At 44.3% G+C, this 14,752-nt stretch carries 22 protein-coding genes; 20 read left to right on the top strand and 2 right to left on the bottom strand.

Annotated features, from left to right (window positions below; translation table 11 throughout):
* Nucleotides 1-2 precede the first annotated feature (2 nt).
* The 14 genes from ACI3E1_RS06190 to ACI3E1_RS06125 all read left to right on the top strand — a co-directional run bounded on the left by ACI3E1_RS06190 (nt 3) and on the right by ACI3E1_RS06125 (nt 6,167).
* Nucleotides 3-257 carry a hypothetical protein gene (locus ACI3E1_RS06190; protein ID WP_405024793.1) on the top strand — a complete coding sequence of 85 codons (255 nt, stop codon included), beginning with the start codon at nt 3-5 and terminating at the stop codon, nt 255-257.
* On the top strand, nt 247-1,062 hold the full coding sequence (locus ACI3E1_RS06185) for a conserved phage C-terminal domain-containing protein (protein ID WP_405024792.1): 816 nt from the start codon (nt 247-249) through the stop codon (nt 1,060-1,062). The genes ACI3E1_RS06190 and ACI3E1_RS06185 overlap by 11 nt, the downstream gene beginning before the upstream one ends.
* Before the next feature lie 12 nt (nt 1,063-1,074).
* Entirely contained in the window at nt 1,075-1,866 is a 792-nt protein-coding gene (locus tag ACI3E1_RS06180) for an ATP-binding protein (protein ID WP_405024791.1), read from the top strand.
* A gap of 2 nt (nt 1,867-1,868) precedes the next feature.
* Nucleotides 1,869-2,048, top strand: a complete 180-nt coding sequence (locus ACI3E1_RS06175) for a hypothetical protein (protein WP_405024790.1) — start codon at nt 1,869-1,871, stop codon at nt 2,046-2,048.
* Nucleotides 2,049-2,153: 105 nt separating this feature from the next.
* Entirely contained in the window at nt 2,154-2,570 is a 417-nt protein-coding gene (locus ACI3E1_RS06170; protein ID WP_405024874.1) for a RusA family crossover junction endodeoxyribonuclease, read from the top strand.
* A complete protein-coding gene (locus tag ACI3E1_RS06165; RefSeq protein ID WP_405024789.1) occupies nt 2,570-2,878 on the top strand; it encodes a hypothetical protein in 309 nt (102 codons plus the stop codon). The genes ACI3E1_RS06170 and ACI3E1_RS06165 overlap by 1 nt, the downstream gene beginning before the upstream one ends.
* Nucleotides 2,865-3,179, top strand: a complete 315-nt coding sequence (locus tag ACI3E1_RS06160) for a hypothetical protein (RefSeq protein WP_405024788.1) — start codon at nt 2,865-2,867, stop codon at nt 3,177-3,179. Before ACI3E1_RS06165 ends, ACI3E1_RS06160 begins: the two co-directional genes overlap by 14 nt.
* Before the next feature lie 10 nt (nt 3,180-3,189).
* Nucleotides 3,190-3,435: a hypothetical protein gene (locus ACI3E1_RS06155; protein ID WP_405024787.1), complete on the top strand. Its 246-nt coding sequence runs from the start codon at nt 3,190-3,192 to the stop codon at nt 3,433-3,435.
* Nucleotides 3,432-3,653: a hypothetical protein gene (locus ACI3E1_RS06150; protein ID WP_405024786.1), complete on the top strand. Its 222-nt coding sequence runs from the start codon at nt 3,432-3,434 to the stop codon at nt 3,651-3,653. Before ACI3E1_RS06155 ends, ACI3E1_RS06150 begins: the two co-directional genes overlap by 4 nt.
* 13 nt (nt 3,654-3,666) lie before the next feature.
* The gene (locus ACI3E1_RS06145; RefSeq protein ID WP_405024785.1) at nt 3,667-3,873 is read left to right on the top strand and encodes a hypothetical protein; all 207 of its coding nucleotides are present in this window, start codon (nt 3,667-3,669) and stop codon (nt 3,871-3,873) included.
* 25 nt (nt 3,874-3,898) lie between these two features.
* Complete coding sequence (locus ACI3E1_RS06140; RefSeq protein ID WP_405024784.1) at nt 3,899-4,129, top strand: DUF3310 domain-containing protein; 231 nt, start codon at nt 3,899-3,901, stop codon at nt 4,127-4,129.
* Nucleotides 4,129-4,809: a hypothetical protein gene (locus tag ACI3E1_RS06135; RefSeq protein ID WP_405024783.1), complete on the top strand. Its 681-nt coding sequence runs from the start codon at nt 4,129-4,131 to the stop codon at nt 4,807-4,809. The genes ACI3E1_RS06140 and ACI3E1_RS06135 overlap by 1 nt, the downstream gene beginning before the upstream one ends.
* Nucleotides 4,809-5,459: a hypothetical protein gene (locus ACI3E1_RS06130; RefSeq protein ID WP_405024782.1), complete on the top strand. Its 651-nt coding sequence runs from the start codon at nt 4,809-4,811 to the stop codon at nt 5,457-5,459. Before ACI3E1_RS06135 ends, ACI3E1_RS06130 begins: the two co-directional genes overlap by 1 nt.
* A 279-nt stretch (nt 5,460-5,738) precedes the next feature.
* Nucleotides 5,739-6,167 carry an ArpU family phage packaging/lysis transcriptional regulator gene (locus tag ACI3E1_RS06125; protein ID WP_405024781.1) on the top strand — a complete coding sequence of 143 codons (429 nt, stop codon included), beginning with the start codon at nt 5,739-5,741 and terminating at the stop codon, nt 6,165-6,167.
* A gap of 445 nt (nt 6,168-6,612) precedes the next feature.
* On the opposite strand, the gene ACI3E1_RS06120 is transcribed toward ACI3E1_RS06125, so the two are convergent.
* Complete coding sequence (locus tag ACI3E1_RS06120) at nt 6,613-7,455, bottom strand: hypothetical protein (protein ID WP_405024780.1); 843 nt, start codon at nt 7,453-7,455, stop codon at nt 6,613-6,615.
* A gap of 1,026 nt (nt 7,456-8,481) precedes the next feature.
* Nucleotides 8,482-8,643, bottom strand: coding sequence for a hypothetical protein (locus ACI3E1_RS06115; RefSeq protein WP_405024779.1), 162 nt, complete (start codon nt 8,641-8,643; stop codon nt 8,482-8,484).
* A gap of 207 nt (nt 8,644-8,850) precedes the next feature.
* On the opposite strand from ACI3E1_RS06115, the gene ACI3E1_RS06110 reads away from it, so the two are divergent.
* Genes ACI3E1_RS06110 through ACI3E1_RS06085 form a run of 6 tightly spaced genes read left to right on the top strand, consistent with a single transcriptional unit; the run spans nt 8,851 to nt 14,710 of the window.
* A complete protein-coding gene (locus tag ACI3E1_RS06110) occupies nt 8,851-9,351 on the top strand; it encodes a ParB N-terminal domain-containing protein (protein ID WP_405024778.1) in 501 nt (166 codons plus the stop codon).
* Nucleotides 9,344-10,276 carry a hypothetical protein gene (locus tag ACI3E1_RS06105; RefSeq protein WP_405024777.1) on the top strand — a complete coding sequence of 311 codons (933 nt, stop codon included), beginning with the start codon at nt 9,344-9,346 and terminating at the stop codon, nt 10,274-10,276. Before ACI3E1_RS06110 ends, ACI3E1_RS06105 begins: the two co-directional genes overlap by 8 nt.
* Before the next feature lie 17 nt (nt 10,277-10,293).
* Nucleotides 10,294-10,797, top strand: coding sequence for a small terminase subunit (locus tag ACI3E1_RS06100; protein ID WP_405024776.1), 504 nt, complete (start codon nt 10,294-10,296; stop codon nt 10,795-10,797).
* Nucleotides 10,766-12,070 (top strand): PBSX family phage terminase large subunit, encoded by a 1,305-nt coding sequence (locus ACI3E1_RS06095; RefSeq protein ID WP_405024775.1) that lies wholly within the window; start codon nt 10,766-10,768, stop codon nt 12,068-12,070. The genes ACI3E1_RS06100 and ACI3E1_RS06095 overlap by 32 nt, the downstream gene beginning before the upstream one ends.
* The gene (locus ACI3E1_RS06090) at nt 12,070-13,743 is read left to right on the top strand and encodes a phage portal protein (protein ID WP_405024774.1); all 1,674 of its coding nucleotides are present in this window, start codon (nt 12,070-12,072) and stop codon (nt 13,741-13,743) included. Before ACI3E1_RS06095 ends, ACI3E1_RS06090 begins: the two co-directional genes overlap by 1 nt.
* On the top strand, nt 13,721-14,710 hold the full coding sequence (locus ACI3E1_RS06085; RefSeq protein ID WP_405024773.1) for a hypothetical protein: 990 nt from the start codon (nt 13,721-13,723) through the stop codon (nt 14,708-14,710). Before ACI3E1_RS06090 ends, ACI3E1_RS06085 begins: the two co-directional genes overlap by 23 nt.
* The last annotated feature ends 42 nt before the right edge of the window (nt 14,711-14,752 follow it).

Genomic DNA, 14,752 nt, shown 5'->3' with positions numbered 1-14,752 from the left:
GAATGTTACGTTACGGAAAATGTTTTTGGGAACAACGGATGGCCGTCCCAAGTACGCTTTTGCGTTCAAAGCACTTAATGGATAGCGACAAGCTGGTGTACTTCCTGCTGTCAGCGCTGGACGGAGATAGCCGTCACGTGAGCGCAAAGGAAATCTCCAAGTACTGCGAGATGAACGAGAAGCTGGTTGGTATGTGCCTTAACCGGTTGACAGAAGCCGGTTATTTAGACGAAGAAGGTGACTACGATGAAGTATAGCCGAGATTTTAAGGGTGTCTGGATACCAAGAGAGATTTGGTTGACCGATAAATTAACGCTTATTGAAAAGGCACTGCTGGTGGAAATTGATAGTTTAAGTTCCAGCGGAAAGCCTTGCTTTGCAAGTAATCAGCATTTTGCAGAATTTCTTAACGTAAGTAAGCGAAGTGTAATCAGGTACGTTCAAAACTTAAAAGACAAAGGGTATATCGAAGTTAGTTTTGAGTATGAGGACGAAAAAGTTAAGCGCAGATTTTTAAAGGTGACAACTTGGAACGTGGGGAGTGACAAGTTGACACGAGGGGGAGTGACAGATTGGCATGACCCCCAGTGTCAAAGTGGCACGGATAGTAATAACAATAAGAGTAATAACAGTAATAGTAATACAGATAGTATAGTTGAGCGGCAAACCGCTCCCTCCAGCAAGCTGGAGCAGGCCACCAAAATTATTGGCTACCTGAACAAACGGGTTGGCACACACTATCGAGCAACCACCCGCAAAACACAGACGTTGATTAAAGCTAGGTTGAATGAAGGCTTTACAGTTGATGATTTCAAACGGGTTATTGATAACAAGGCGGATGAATGGTTGGGCGACCAGAAAATGGAGAAGTACCTGCGTCCGGAAACGTTGTTTGGCACAAAGTTCGAGGGCTACCTGAATGAACGGAGTACTCCACGGGTTGGTGGTGACGGCATAGTAGTTGGTACTGATTACGCCAAGCTGGCACGGGAGCAGGACGAGGATTACCAAAAATCACTGGAAAATTTGGGTGAGGTTCACGACAAGGAGTTGCCTTTTTAGGAGGTGGTTACGGTGCAAAGCACATGTTCGTTGTTGAATAAGCGGGTTCTGATACGCCTTGCCAAAGAACACGGGGTGTCATTGGACGTGATTAATCACCGGGAAACGCCAGAGGAACGGCAAAAGCGTAAGGAAAAAGAGGAGCGCAAACTGACAGCGCAGTTTCTTCGCCAAGAAAAGCAACAGTTTCTGCGCAGGTGTTCGTTGGTTGATAGTCGTAAGGAGTTCCAAAAGACGTTCAGCCAATTAGATCAGAACTCCAGTGCGGAATATAAGCAAGCTGCCCGCAAAGTGGTTGGTGAGCTTATCCCGGCTTGGTTGGACGGCAGTACGGGCAACCTGTTGCTGGTAGGTAAACCAGGTGTCGGAAAGACGTTGCTGGCGATTTGTGCGATTAACCGATTGAACGAAGCGAACCAGTCCGACAAGACGTTTAAGCCACTTTTCATCTCAATGGCACGGCTAAAGGACGTGATTATGCGTTCCCGGCTAGAGCGTGATGAGCGGGCTAGTAATGCGGTTCATTGCGTGATGAGTGCGGTTAATAAGGCAAACTTGATTGTCCTTGATGATTTAGGGGCAGAAAGCGATATGAGCCGGAATGGTGGTGCGTATCAGACTGTTAAGGAAGCCTTGTTGCAAATCGCCAAGCGGTATGACGAGATACCGTATATCCTCACCAGTAATCTTGATACAGACGGCATTGTGCGGTTATACGGTGACCGGGTAGCAGATAGGTTAGTACCGAAGAAAAACGGCACGGTTATTCGGTTGACAAAGACGGACAGTCACAGGGGGGTGTAGTTATGCGAGTGGTGCGAGTAGTAGCGAACGGTTGGGCAATGGCGGTGACTACCGATAACGGTAACGAATACCGGTTTGTGGGTGATAACTGCCCACGAGTAGTTGTGGGTGAGGAGCTTCCGGTTGGTTGCAACCCGTATAAGGTGATTACGTCATTAGGACAAGTGATTGAGTTGGGATAGCCCTAGAACTCATCCAGAGCGTCATAGGAGCGTTTTGAGTGATGATGAGAGGAATTGCACATAAAGATAATAAAACGTAATCAGGAGGTAGTTATCGTGGTTAGAATGTTAATCCCATATGAGCCGGTCGAACAAGCTCGACCACGGTTCACCAGTCGGGGGAGATTTGTGCGAGTGTATGACCCACCGAAGGTTGCCAAGTATAAGAAGCTGGTACGGCAATACGTTGCTGAAACAATGGCAATGCGGGAGATTGAGCAGTACCACGATATGGCGTTGAAGGTCACGTTTGTGTTCTTCCGTCCCATTCAGAAGTCGGTTAGCAAGACAGAACGCTACCGGCGGTTGACGAACAAGCATAAGCCGGTACAGAAGCCGGACACGTCCAATTACGTTAAGTCACTGGAGGACGCCTTAAACGGGGTTCTTTGGGACGATGATAGCCGAATAACGCAGATTAAGGCATTAAAACGTTACGGTGAATTGCCGTCAACGGAAATCACAGTAGAGGAGGATAGATAATGCTAGGGACGATTGTGGCTGAATATTTTAGCGAGAAACGACCTGATTACGAATACTACGCTGGGAAACTGGAAGCCCGGCTTTATGACAACGGGTGTGATGACTGGTTCGCTGAACCAACGTACAACGGTATCGAAGTTATGTGGCGTAACCGTATCATGTTCGCCCTGTATTATTCGGACGACCACCAGATTAGGGTATGCAGTACGGGGTTAATCCCCGATGATTACCAGTTAGCGTTGTACCTGACGAGCGGGACGGTTGAGGAGATACGAAAGGAGCAGAATAACCAGAATGAATGTGATTAGTAAGCACTTCTGCAAACGGAACGATAAAAACGTGGAAAATCCCCGAAGAATTTATCCGTTGGTAACGGTAGCTGCTGACTGTACCGTTATCGATGACGAGGAATTTCTAAAGAATTTCGGTGATGTGGGCATATATGTTGATTATATGAGCGATGAAGCCAAGCGTGAATTAGCTGGATATTTTGCACTACTAGAAATTCAGCACTACAACTCCGCAAACGGCTTCATGAGATTATCGGTTGAAGAAATGGAAGCGCACTTCAAAGAGCTAGGGGTGCGAGTGAAATTAAGGCATGTGTGAGGTGGTAACGATGAATGTGATTAGTAAGTATGCGGTAACGGACGCTGATAAGTTTTTGCGTCACGTTGGTTTGGATAAATTCTATTTGCAGGACATGAGCGAGAACGTCAAGTGTGAAATAGCTGGTTATCTTGTCACGATTGAGGTCAGGGACTATAACAAACCGACTTCTCTTAAAGATCCTTCGGCGTCTGAGCCTGAAATCGTTGACTATTGGGCAAGCAAAGGCGTGAAGGTTCAGGTGAAACGGGTATGACACCAGAAGAATATTATCGGGACTATATTTCCGGCGACCCGTTACGGCGGTCGGCAGAGTGGGAACGCAAGTACAGTGAGGAGCTGTTTTTTCACGATGATCTACCACCGATTTGGTTGGAGATAAAGAGCGTGGAGCGCCACTTAACAAAACGGCAGAAGGAACAGATTTTATACGAGGAGTTGGCGAAGGTCGTCAACCCGGCGTGCGAATTATGAGGAGGTTTTTACTATGGCAATGACTAAAGACGAGTATTTACAGAAGTTTACGCGTGAAAAGGAAGTTCGTAATGTATTCGGGGGACTATCAGTAGAAGCTGGGAATAAAGTGGTTGAAGTGCTGAAAAAAGAAGATTTAACGTACGAAGAAGCATATGCCGCTCTCCAGTACGCTTATAACAAACTCAAGTTTGAATCTAACTTCCTAAAAGTAAACTAGCAGCTGAAAGCAAGGAATGTGGATAATGGCAGAAATACAACCTGATTACTACAAGGGACGAGACGGACATGACTTGTTCGACCGGTTTGAGCATGGACTACTGACACCCGATGAGGTGGTCGGTTTCTATAAGGGAAACGTGATTAAGTACCTGACCCGGTTCAAGAAAAAGAACGGACTGGAAGATTTGAAAAAAGCACGGGTATATCTAACACGGCTGATTGATTTTGAGAAAGTTAAGGAGGACGAAAAATAATGAAATCACGATTATTAAAGACATGGAAGCACGGCAACATTGGGTGCTGGTTGCGTGAGGTAATACGTGATGACGCGGATAAATGGTACTGCGGCTATGTTGAGTGTGGGTTTGCTGAGGTTGTAGGTGAGTGGTCGTTCTCCGAAATCATTACGTATACTGGAGATATAGCGGAACTATTGCACTGTGGCAATTCAGCACCAGTTATTGGCTTTGATACGCAAGATGAAGCGATAGGTCAAGACGAAGTTATTGAACGGATTAACGAACTGGCAGAGGATGTTGCCGAACTGAATGGCAAAGTATTTGCTTTGTGTCAGCCGGAGCGTTCACTTAATTTTGCTGAGTTCATGGAAAATGTTATTGACTGGGCAAGTAATAAGCACCTGTTGATCGAGCCAAACGCAGATACGAAGGTGTTTGAACAGCAGGTAAATATTAAGCGCTCACGGCAGTTACTCAAGTTTCACGAGGAGTGCGGTGAGCTAACCGAAGATTACCTCAAGGGCAACGCCAAGCATATCGTGGACAGTTTCGGAGACGTGCTGGTGACGCTGGTTATTTTTGCTAAGCAAATGGATATACCGCTGGATAAGTGTTGGAATAAGGCGTGGTCGCATATCAAGAACCGGACAGGCAAGACCATTCACGGGACGTTTGTAAAGGACGGTGATATGTAGTGGACGCAATCGAGAGAGCTAAAACAGCGTTTTATGACTACGAGCGGGAGTTATACGGTAAATACGGTCATGATTACACAAAACTTCCAAATGATGACCCCCGAATCGTTGAATTACAAACATTGATGAACTGCTGGTGCGGTTTGCTCCGCAAAGAGAACAATAAACAAAAAACAAGGCGGAAAGGTAACGAACAGTACTGGGATAGTCTGGGAATGGTTGATGAGTGTATTAAGCAGGGACGTTTTGAAAGGCCAAAATCGGCTAACAGTGCCAGTCATATTCGCCCGCTGGCGGATAATGAATATTTGCGAGGTTTGACCGTATTACGGCAAGGCGGTTCAGTGAGTGCGTTAGGGCGTGCAATTAATCGGGACGCAGTAACTACGCTCCATACCCTTACGAGAGGTGAGTTCCGCATGGAAGATGTGAAGGAATGGCGGTGGTTGATGACACACCGCTATCGGGTTACAAACGGTGAAACTGTAAGATATGCGAATAGCCAAATGAAAAGCCAGAGTATCACCGGGCTGACGTACAAAGAAACCAAAGAGGTGGTTAAAAATCGTACCGAATGCAAGGGTTGGACGATTACATTAACAAACCACGAGAACATTACTGACGATGAGCGTAAGTGTATCAACCTCTAGTATGTAGTTCGTTCGGTGTCAGGTAAAATATAGTATGTAAGACGTTCACTTTTGTGTCGCTGGCGCAGGATTACAAAAATACATGTTTCTTTTACTTACAAAGCCTGCCAAACGGTTCGTGACCGTTGTCAGTGATTCACCCGAAGAAGGGTGGCGTAATTAGTTATCGCCAGCGGTGCGATTCCGCTGGCGGTATTTACCGGGAAATGCCGGTGACATTAAAACAGCTTTAGTAGTAGACCCGGTTCACCGGGTTTTATTCGATTAAGGGGTGATTGTGTGATTGACCTGTTAGATAAGTTAGATTATGACGCAACCGCCAAGCGAGTTGATTATTACCTGTCCGTGGTCGTGGCAAGATTGCTGCGGATAGCGAACGAGAGTCCGGCGGCGTTGAAGTCACCAAGCATGGACGGGATGCCGAAAAATCCGCATTATGAGAATGTAAATGAAACAAAAATGCAGAAGTACATTGACGCCAAGACAGAGATTAATGCGGTGGGTATGGTAATTATGCGGTGTTCAAGTGTGGCACAGGCCATACTCACGAAGCTGTATATTAATCATCTACCGAACGTTATTGTTTGCGATAGTATCGGATACTCTCATTCACAATTCGCGCATTTGAAAAAGGAAGCGCTGAATGAATTTGCTGACCGGTTCGAGTGCGTCAGGGGCGGGAGAGATTTACACGTTTACGATGAATAGGGGGGCAATCGTGTTCAGAAAAAAGGAAACAAAAAGCCTCAAAGAAATGGGCGTGAAAGAAGTTAGAATATTTGACGGATATATGGAATTCATAAAATATGACGGTAGCGGTGTGACCGTGCAACTGCATCCCCTTAGGGACGCTTTAAAGAAGTATTTGTGGGGATGGTTAAGATGACGGACATGTAGAGAAGAATGAACTATGTGTGTTTTTTAGTACAAGACTAGAGCTTTAATAATTTTTCACAATTATTGTCAAATTTTGACATCCATAATCTGAGTCGATCGTGTATTATTATTTTTGCTGAAAGTTTCCTTTCAGCTCGGTAAATGAGGTCATAAAAGCATCAACTTTGTGTTGATGCTTTTTTGTGTTTTTATTAGTAAATAATGAGGTAATTAATTTAAGTATGTTGTCAATTACGTTTGCATAACGATAAGAACTTTAAAGAAGAACTTGGATTAATTTGATAGCAATTGGGCAAAGCAGTCCGATTATTATTAACTTTATGAACGTTTCAAGAACATCATGATTTTTTGATAAATAAAGAACGCTCTTAGTTATTGTCGATTTGATTAAGTTAGCTACTCTAACAAAAATAAATGCAATAAAGCAAGTTTGTAATAAGATAGGACAGTAATCGCTTTTTATATAACCAGGTGTAACAATTAATTTTACTATGGGATATAAGAGAAATAGTGAAGTTGATATTATAAATGTCCATTTAATATGGTTGTAGATTTTATTTTTATCGTTTAATTTTCCTAAAGCTGAAAATATAACCGCATTAAAAAACAGAATGAAAATTATCAAGTTAATTTCTGATGTTACATCAGGGCGTAAAAAATTCGTGGTTATTTTAATTAACGTAAACGATAACGAAAAAACTGAAGCAACTTGTAAAGATAAAGTAATTCTTCTTTTACCTTGTATGAAGGAGTATGATGAAGGATTTATAGTAGGTGGATTAATTGGTTCGAGGATGATAAATACTATTATTATCAAGATAATAAATAAATCAAATGAGAAATATAAACTTAGACAATCTATAATGAATTCAGGACGCATAATGGTGTGTAATGTAACGGGAGGGTAGGTATGAGGATTATTTTTTGCGGATATATTATAGTTAATTATCATCACTGGTATTATAGCTATTGAACTTGTGATAATTATATCTATTATGCAGGTAAAAATATCTTCTTTGTAATATTTGATAACGCTCCAGAGACTTGAATATACATCTCCAAGCCATGGACATATATCTCTAATACTGCGTTGTTTCATAGTATCTACCTTCCGTAATTATTATTAGCGATATTGTAAATATGGTTGTTAATTACTTAATGATTATCGTACTCTTGTAAGTAAAATACCAGATTTTAATTTTTATATACCGAACACATATTGAATAAAATGATATTATATTTTATCTCTTTGAACTTTTCTCAGTTAATTTTTAAGTTTTTTCTTGATCCATTTGAAGCAGCAAACGGAGCAAAAATTGTAGCGCATCGTAAGGAATATTTAGTGGAATAACGGGTGAAGTTAATTAATTTCTTCTGTACCACATTATTGTTGTTAAAAGCATAATGTTTATGTGTTATCGCATTCTATTCCAAAAAAATAAGGCCATCAGAGTAAAACTCCAATGGCCTTATAATATTTTGCGAATAGCAAGATAATTAAGATGGACTATCTGTGGTTAGTATATTAATTACTTGAAACCGCTATAAAACTTAAGTAGACGGTTAACAATACATATGCTATCCTACACGCGTGAGCTAGAGAAATTCTGTCTCCGAAGATTTTCTCTCTTGGCTCACAACAGTTACTATTGAACGGCGACATTACCAGCAGTAATCTTTTTATTTCTCATTTTGCTGGATGTCGTCTTTTATTTCGTCAAGGAGTATAACACATAAAATGTGACGGAAGTGTGTAGAAGCACTGTGAAATATTTAAGAAATTGTTATGATAAAAGGCACTAGAATATAAATCTAGTGCCTTTTAATGAATGTTACTTTGTGAAACTACTTTAAAACTTGATTAGAATAATGAATATAAAGGTGATATTCTAATCGTAGAGTCACGTTATACACTTCCTTAATGCACGTACGTGACTTCTTCATTAACACGTTAGGTGGCGTTATCGAATAGTATCCTTAGCACGTTGCTATTCGACAACGCCATTTAGTATATCACGAGACATACGTTTAAAGTGTGAATTTTGTGTGTTTTTTTTGAAGAATTGTAATTTTGAATGCAAACACACTTATTTATTGAGCAATCGTTCATAATTTCTATTTATTTTTAATTACCGTGCTGTTTTAACACGCACTGAATTTTTTCCTCAAATCCACTTAGCGCTGCGTATGGTAAAAAAATTGCTGCTCGTTGTTTCTTCGGCATTCGCGGATAGCGCAGGTGGGATTGGTAGTCGACGTTAATTAGTGTGGTTTGGTTGTATATCATACGGGTAGATCTCCAAAACGTTATATGCGAACAAGCGTTCGTTAATAAATATAACTGTACTATGGATTAAAAGCAAATCGGAAACTGACCGGACATTTACCGGACAAAGACCGGACACACACCGGACAAATAAGGATGTATATTGATAGCGTAAAGAATGGCGATAGCGAAATGCTGTCGCCTTTTTGTGTGTAAGGAGATGAGTACATGCAAATTGTCAATACGCCGATAGACGCAATCAAACCATATCCGAATAACCCTCGGATAAACGAAGGGGGAGTGGACGCAGTTGCTAAGTCTATTCAGGAGTTCGGGTGGCAACAACCGATTGTGGTTGATAAGGACGGCGTGATTATTGTCGGCCATACCCGATACAAAGCAGCGCAAAAGTTAGGGCTAGATAAAGTCCCAGTGGTGACAGCTGATAAGTTATCCGATAAGCAGGTTAAGGCATACCGGTTGGCAGATAACAAGGTGGCCGATAAGACGATTTGGGACAATAAGAAGCTCCTTGATGAGTTGGACGGTATCGGGGACGACGTGTTTACCGGGTTCACTACGTCTGACATATTCGATGATGTATTAGACGAAACGCAAGATGATGTTTTGCAAAAGAACGAAGCTGGCGTGACGTATTCATTTAGCCTTAAAACACAGAATAAGCAGTTATTCGAGCGAGTGAAAGAGTTGGTGGAAACATATGAGTGATGTACTAATTGCTGAAATCAGCGGTAAACGTCCGGGTGGTATTAAAGAACGTCCAACAGAAGGGTTTCAATACGATTACGACCACGTGATTATTTCCAACAATTCTGACGGGTATCAGACCAAGTGGGACGTAGTAAACGTTCCGGATGAATACGTTGAATGGTACAAGCAAAACGTTAAGACGAGCGATAGTGCATGGTACGCACCGATGAACCGAAGTTACGCTATCAAGTATGCCCGAGAACATGGTTATCGTTACCTGATTCAGTTAGACGACAATATCGTATTCTGGGAGATTGCGTACAAGATTGGTGAACGTTCGTATCGGACGAGCCACGTAAAGGGTTCAAATGCAGAAGGCATTCAGAATGACTTGCTGGAGTATCTGGTAGACGTATTACGATTTACCAGCGCCGGTATTGCGGGCATGGAAGTTGCTGGTGCAAGTGTTCCGGGACATGATTTTTTGCGGGAGCGTTACGTGTACAGTGCGTTTGCATTAGACCTCCAACGCATTCCTGATTATTACCAAGGCGACTTTGAGGACGACATTGAGTTTCGGTTAAAGCTGAAACAAATGGGTATTCCAAGCGTGTGTGTTTGTCCGTTCCGGTATGGCAAGACGGCGCAAGAAGGAACCAAGGACACGAGCGGTAATCGACAAGCGTACGTGGACGCAGGTGTTAAGCGTGGAGCGCATATGAGCAAGTTATATGGCGAATACTATTCAGCCGGGATGAGTTCTCGGGGCAGTGGGACAAGGCGTAAGGCAGGCATGCGAGCGTTTAGGCACAAGCTGAAACCATTCAAAGTTGGCGTAAAGGTTAGTGATTATGCGTACCTAGAGGGACGTATGAGTGAGTTGTTAGTCAAGTACGCTAATAACAAACCAACGGAGTTCAAAACCAGCGTAATGAATGATTAGCGAAAGGGGGTGTCCTCATGGTAAAGCAACATTCGATGTATGATGATTGGACTGAACCCGAGAACCTCATCCTCATTCAAGGGTGGAAGCGGAACGGATTAACCAACGAAGAGATTGCTAAAAATATTGGCATTAATGCCAAGACGTTGTGGGCATGGCAACGGAAAGAACGTGATTTGCCACGAGGACAGCGCCCAATAAGTAATGCTTTAAAAATTGGTAGGCAACAGGCAAATTTCGTAATTGAAAATAAGTTGTTTGAACGAGCCCGCCAAGGGAACACAACAGCAATGATTTTTTGGTTGAAGAACAACTGGCGGGATAAGTACAACGATAGCCAGTTGTCAGTGGAAGAACGTAGGTTGGCACAGCAACGGACGAAGAAGCTAATTGCAGATACCAAGATAAGCGAAGCCAAGGCAAAGGCACTAGCCGAAGGAGGCAACGCTGGAATAACGGCTATCAAGTTCGTTGATGATTTGGGGGACGATGAAAGTGACGCAGGTGACGAACAGTCTTAATACGATTGTCGGTGGCGGATATAACGCCTACTGGCACGATAAGCACTTTTACCGGGTTGTTAAAGGCTCCCGTGCCAGCAAGAAAAGCAAGACCACGGCGCTGAACATGGTCTACCGCATTATGCGTTATCCGTGGAGCAACGTTTTAGTTGTTCGGCGGTATTCAAACACGAACCGGCAGTCAACGTACAGTGATTTAGTGTGGGCAATCAATAAGTTCCACGCCCAGCATTTATTCAAACTGAACCCGTCCATGCCCGAGATTGTGTACAAGCCAACCGGGCAAAAGATCATGTTTCGGGGACTGGATAAGGAATTGAAGCTGACGTCCGTTTCCGTAACGCACGGTGTACTTTCGTTTGTGTGGGTCGAAGAAGCGTACGAGATTGAGAGCCAAGATAAGCTCCAGACGTTGGCCGAAAGTATCCGTGGGAAGATTGATGACCCGGAAGGATTTAAACAAATTACGGTAACGTTTAATCCGTGGAACGAAAATCATTGGTTGAAGCGGGCGTTTTTCGATGAAGATACCCGGTTGAGTGATACGTTCAGCCTGACAACTACGTTTCGGTGTAATGAGTGGTTAGACGAGCAGGATAAGCAACGCTACCTTGACTTGTACCGGACAAACCCTAGGCGGGCGAGGGTTGCATGTGACGGTGATTGGGGAATAACCGAAGGACTGGTGTTCGAGGACAATATCGATCAGCAAGAGTTCAATATCCAAGAGAAGCTGACCGAATGCGGGTTAGCTTCTTTTGGTTTGGACTACGGTTTCGGTTCAGACCCGAACGCCTTTGTTGCGGTGGCGATTGACCGTAAGCACAAAGAGCTGTGGGTATATGACGAGATGTACAGTCACCACCAGACAACGCCGAACACTGCGGAATGGTTGAAGTCACACGGTTACGAGCGAGCGAATATCTATTGCGATAGTGCGAACCCGGAACGAACAGCCCAATTAAATGATTGCGGGGTCGTTAATGCGGTGAGTGTGCAAAAGACACCGATTGAGGTTGGTATCGACCAGCTATGGCAGTATCAGATACACGTTCATCCGAAGTGCAAGAACCTGTGGCGTGAGCTTAATTCGTATGTGTTCGACAGCGATAAGTTAGGCAACACGTTGAACACGCCGAAGGACGAAAATAACCACGAAATTGACGCTCTTCGTTATGCCATGCGTCCATATTTGAATGACTATGACGGGTCGTTGGGTGTCAACTGGAACGAGCAATACGAAATTGGCGAAAGAATGGGGGTTAACTACTGATGAAGATTGAGAAAAAACAGCGTTTTAACGGGCAGGCAAACCGAGTGTATCGAGTGCCAGTTACCCGTTTTAATGCAATTAAGGATAACCCGAATGCCTTAATGGAGTTGGCGTACCAGTTTATCCAAAACCACCAGAATTACCAAGTGCCACGCATTCAGGAGTTAAAGCAGTACTACTTGGCGCAGAACGACATTAAGAACAAGGCGGACAGTCCGAACCCGTATCACTCCAACAATAAGATTGCGAGTGCGTTCGCCCGTTACATTACTAATATCCGGGTTGGGTACTTCTTGGGTAACGATATTCAGTTTAAAGTGCAACAAACGGGCAGCGTTCAGCAAAGCGTTGCTGATAAGTTGGACGAACAGTTACAAGTGTTCAACCAGACGAGCGATGAGAGCTACATTGAGGAACAGATTAAGAAAGATTTGTCAGTGTGTGGTCGGGCGTATGATCTGGTATTCGTGAACCCGGGTGAAACCACGCTGAATTTAGCGGTTGTTGACCCAGAAACAGCGTTTGTTGTCTATGACGACAGCGTGAAGGAACAGCCGTTGTTTGCGGTACGGTACTACCAAACTGGCGTGCTGGATAACGACTTAGTTGAGCAGTACGAGATTTACACCAGCGACACGGTGTTCCGTTTCCACACTGACGGTGGTTTCCCGGAAATGAATACGCCTATGCCGTACGCCGTGCTGGATAGCCAAGAGCCGTTGTTTTTCGGTCGGGTACCGATGACCGAATACTACAACAATGATGAACGGACGGGTGACTGGGAGCCGGAGCTTGATTTGATTGACGCACTGGATGACAGCGTATCGAGCATGGCCGATTTTCAGGACGATTTCGACAACGCCAACATTATTTTGACGGGTAAGTTCGCCAACCTGACTGAACCAGTGTATAAGCTGGATAAGGACGGAAAGAAGGTAATCGGTGCGGACGGACAACCGATTGTGCTGGAGCCAGCGCACCCGAACGTCAACCCACACAACCATTTGTGGTACTTGGAGCCGTACGCCCAGCCAACGGGTATCAACGGCGGACGAGCAATGGTAAATCCAGACGCCAAGTACCTGACAAAGACGTACGACAGCGCTGGCTGGAAGGAGTACACCGACTTCTTGATTGGCGAGGTTCACAAGTACACGAACACGCCAAACGTTAACGACCCGAACTTCGCTTCTAACGCTTCTGGGGTTGCCATGAGTTACAAACTCTGGGGTGCAGACCAAGAGCGGAAAATTCAGGAAGCCTTATACAAAAAGGGGTTGTTCAGTCGGCTATGCGCTTGTGTGGCGTACTGGCAAAAGCTCAATATCCTACCGCAGGCAGTCAATACGGCTACGTTGGCGCAGGTTATCCAACCAAACTTCGTGCCGAACCTGCCGAAGAACGACCAAGAAACGGCGTTACTGGTGCAGACGTTGAACGCTACCGGATTATTCAGTGCTGAAACGTTGCGTGAGTTAGCTGAGCCGGTTACGGGAGTTTCAGCAGATACGGAGCAACAGCGGGACGATGACGAAACGGTTAAGCAACAGAACGCTACGGACGCCTACAATCAGGGCGTGACTGGCATTGGGAAGGTGTTTGCCACGGGTGAACCGGCAGTGGTCGACCAACTGGTAAAGGGTGATGAAGATGAACCAGCAGAAACTGATTAACGACCTTAACCGGGTATTTAACCCCAATGACAAGAGCGTTAAGGAGTTATTGCGGTTGGTGAGTGCCGCTAAAGGGAAGCAGGTTGCTGATTTAAGCTATTACATCAACAACGGTATTCAGTGGAATGCAGACGCTAAGCCGGAGGATGTAGTACGTGTTCTGAATGATCTAAAGCAGTTGCAGGTAGAAGTTCACAAGGCAGAGCAAAACGGCGTAGAGGGCTTGTCGGCGGCGTGTGGTTTGATATTAAACGATCTACCGTACAAGACTAATGCAGACGTTGCAAAACTCCAGTCACGGGTGAATAACGCTAAATTGGGGTTGGACGTGTACAACGCCTTAACCGATAAGCAGTCCGATGTGGTCGATAAGATTGCAAACGTGGTTTCACATGATGTTAAGCCGGCACCAATTAAACATAGTGCTGAAATGGACGAACTCATGCACACGAACTTTGATCGATATCACCCGCAAGCAACCCGAAAAGCACTAGCGAAGATTGCTTACCGCAACGCCACGGATAAGTCACCAGTTGAGTTGATTTATCACCATGTTAACGAGATGAGTATGGACTTAGATAACGTGATTGATTTTGCGTTGAAGAATAACGTTAACCAAAACGTACTCAAGGATAAGGTGCGCAAGGTGATCGCCAAGAACCAGCAGAAAGATTTGCTGGACGGCAAGTGGGAACGTGCGGTCAGTCAGTCATTCTCAAAAGAAGCTAAGAACTTCCAGCGTATTTTTGTGACTGAGTTAAAAGCCCGGCAGGTTCAAGCGTCGGCGGCGGCATTTAAACGCATGGGTTACAAGCGATTTAAAACGTACACCCGGCATTCTAATAACGTGTGTCGGTATTGTATGGGAATGGACGCCAAGGCGGCGTACATTGATGATTTGCAGCACGGCGTGAACGCACCGCCCTATCATCCGTATTGTGGGTGCAACATTGAGCCAGCAATTTAATATCTTGTCCCAAGTATGACGTTAAAAGGCTTATTTTTTTAT

The organism is Ligilactobacillus sp. LYQ139, from assembly GCF_045033025.1.
In the GTDB taxonomy this organism is placed as follows: domain Bacteria; phylum Bacillota; class Bacilli; order Lactobacillales; family Lactobacillaceae; genus Ligilactobacillus.
Note: the sequence above shows the minus strand (reverse complement) of the source record. Positions and strands in the feature narration are given on the sequence as shown.

Excerpts from the sequence above, each read along its gene's own strand:
- ACI3E1_RS06160 (WP_405024788.1), top strand. The coding sequence starts at position 2,865 with ATGAATGTGATTAGTAAGCACTTCTGCAAACGGAACGATAAAAACGTG.
- ACI3E1_RS06110 (WP_405024778.1), top strand. The coding sequence starts at position 8,851 with ATGCAAATTGTCAATACGCCGATAGACGCAATCAAACCATATCCGAAT.
- ACI3E1_RS06190 (WP_405024793.1), top strand. The coding sequence starts at position 3 with ATGTTACGTTACGGAAAATGTTTTTGGGAACAACGGATGGCCGTCCCA.
- ACI3E1_RS06175 (WP_405024790.1), top strand. The coding sequence starts at position 1,869 with ATGCGAGTGGTGCGAGTAGTAGCGAACGGTTGGGCAATGGCGGTGACT.
- ACI3E1_RS06105 (WP_405024777.1), top strand. The coding sequence starts at position 9,344 with ATGAGTGATGTACTAATTGCTGAAATCAGCGGTAAACGTCCGGGTGGT.
- ACI3E1_RS06150 (WP_405024786.1), top strand. The coding sequence starts at position 3,432 with ATGACACCAGAAGAATATTATCGGGACTATATTTCCGGCGACCCGTTA.
- ACI3E1_RS06140 (WP_405024784.1), top strand. The coding sequence starts at position 3,899 with ATGGCAGAAATACAACCTGATTACTACAAGGGACGAGACGGACATGAC.
- ACI3E1_RS06145 (WP_405024785.1), top strand. The coding sequence starts at position 3,667 with ATGGCAATGACTAAAGACGAGTATTTACAGAAGTTTACGCGTGAAAAG.
- ACI3E1_RS06170 (WP_405024874.1), top strand. The coding sequence starts at position 2,154 with ATGTTAATCCCATATGAGCCGGTCGAACAAGCTCGACCACGGTTCACC.
- ACI3E1_RS06155 (WP_405024787.1), top strand. The coding sequence starts at position 3,190 with ATGAATGTGATTAGTAAGTATGCGGTAACGGACGCTGATAAGTTTTTG.
- ACI3E1_RS06095 (WP_405024775.1), top strand. The coding sequence starts at position 10,766 with ATGAAAGTGACGCAGGTGACGAACAGTCTTAATACGATTGTCGGTGGC.
- ACI3E1_RS06165 (WP_405024789.1), top strand. The coding sequence starts at position 2,570 with ATGCTAGGGACGATTGTGGCTGAATATTTTAGCGAGAAACGACCTGAT.
- ACI3E1_RS06085 (WP_405024773.1), top strand. The coding sequence starts at position 13,721 with ATGAACCAGCAGAAACTGATTAACGACCTTAACCGGGTATTTAACCCC.
- ACI3E1_RS06120 (WP_405024780.1), bottom strand. The coding sequence starts at position 7,455 with ATGAAACAACGCAGTATTAGAGATATATGTCCATGGCTTGGAGATGTA.
- ACI3E1_RS06100 (WP_405024776.1), top strand. The coding sequence starts at position 10,294 with ATGGTAAAGCAACATTCGATGTATGATGATTGGACTGAACCCGAGAAC.
- ACI3E1_RS06115 (WP_405024779.1), bottom strand. The coding sequence starts at position 8,643 with ATGATATACAACCAAACCACACTAATTAACGTCGACTACCAATCCCAC.
- ACI3E1_RS06090 (WP_405024774.1), top strand. The coding sequence starts at position 12,070 with ATGAAGATTGAGAAAAAACAGCGTTTTAACGGGCAGGCAAACCGAGTG.
- ACI3E1_RS06135 (WP_405024783.1), top strand. The coding sequence starts at position 4,129 with ATGAAATCACGATTATTAAAGACATGGAAGCACGGCAACATTGGGTGC.
- ACI3E1_RS06185 (WP_405024792.1), top strand. The coding sequence starts at position 247 with ATGAAGTATAGCCGAGATTTTAAGGGTGTCTGGATACCAAGAGAGATT.